The sequence below is a fragment of the Arthrobacter sp. TS-15 genome (assembly GCF_006964045.1).
Taxonomy (GTDB): Bacteria; Actinomycetota; Actinomycetes; order Actinomycetales; family Micrococcaceae; genus Arthrobacter.
The window spans coordinates 1-1344 of sequence record NZ_SDXQ01000083.1 but is presented as its reverse complement, the minus strand read 5'-3'; the positions used below and the strand labels follow the sequence as shown (position 1 = coordinate 1344).

The window sequence follows — 1344 nt, the reverse complement described above, 5'->3', positions numbered from 1 at the left end:
TAGTCTCGTGGGCTCGGCCTGCTCCACCAGGTTCAGCCGGCGCTCCAGGCCCTGGCCGGCCGGCATCCCGACGACTTCCTTGTGGAACGCGTCCTGCTTCTGGTCCGTGAAGGCACGGGCCTGCTTGACCGTCGCGTTGTCGCGGTCGCCCTCCAGCAGCGGCTGGGCGGAGACGTCACGCTCGTTGAGGAGCGCCTCGGCGTACTGCCCGGCCGCGTCGACGATCTTGGCGACCTTCTCCGCGTCCTGGGCCTCCTGCCAGGTGTCGATGGAGCTCTTCACCTGGAAGCCGCCCATGACGAGCCCGACGATCACGGGTATGAGGAGAATGGCGTTCAGCCTGGTGGGCACGCGCCAGTTGCGCGGGGACAGGCGACCGCCGCTCTTCGCGGGTGGGGCCGCCGGCTCCGAGCCGGACACATGTGCGGGTGCCGCTCCGCGCGGCGGCGGGGTGAAGTTGCCCCGTGCCGACGGCTCGGGACCGTTCTTGCTACGCCTCACTCGACCAACAACCTCTCGGCGTGTGCACCTTCGTCGTGCCGCGTGTGTCTTCCGGCCCTTACTACTGGGCAGTTCTGGCATTCCAGCACGTCAGGGTGTGCTCGTCCAAACACTCGGAACCAAGGATTCCGAGTGATGTAAGCCCTAGATAAAACGGTCATAAAGAGCGAGCCCCGCCAAAAGGCGGGGCCTTTGTGAGCACAGCGGCATCAGACGACCGCGACGCGTGTCGGTACCACTCGATATCTCTGTCGAAACGTTATGAACACCAAGGCCGACCGTGTCAAACGACACAGCCGGCTCCAGTGCGTCTACGACAACTGCCGTACGGCGTTGCCAACTTGTGTGCCAGGCCCGCCAGGACATAGCCCGCTGCACGCTCCCTAGCGGAGGCGAGCCATCAGGGCGTGCTCGACCAGGGTGATCAACGCGCTCTTGGCGTCCGCGCGGTGGCGGGCGTCCGTCGTGATGATCGGGGCGTCCGGGCCGATCTGCAGGGCCTCGCGGACCTCGTCGGGCGTGTACGGCTGGTGTCCGTCGAAGCCGTTCAGGGCTATGACGAACGGCAGTCCGCTGTTCTCGAAGTAGTCGACCGCGGGGAAGCAGTCGGCGAGACGACGGGTGTCCACGAGCACGACGGCGCCGATCGCGCCGCGTACCAGGTCGTCCCACATGAACCAGAAACGGTCCTGTCCGGGCGTACCGAACAGGTACAGGATCAGGTCCTGGTCCAGGGTGATACGGCCGAAGTCCATGGCGACGGTGGTCGTCGTCTTGTCCCCGGTGTGGGTGAGGTCGTCGATACCCGCCGAGGCGGACGTCATGACGGCCTCGGTGCGCAGC

Annotated in this window: 2 protein-coding genes; both read right to left on the bottom strand. The window is 66.3% G+C overall.

All coding sequences use genetic code 11. The features are described from left to right. Nucleotides 1-315 (bottom strand): nitrate- and nitrite sensing domain-containing protein (locus EU811_RS23985; protein WP_202979347.1); only part of this gene is annotated, 315 nt, incomplete at its 3' end. Nucleotides 316-884: 569 nt separating this feature from the next. Continuing rightward, nucleotides 885-1344 (bottom strand): GTP-binding protein (locus tag EU811_RS22880; protein WP_142940546.1); only part of this gene is annotated, 460 nt, incomplete at its 5' end.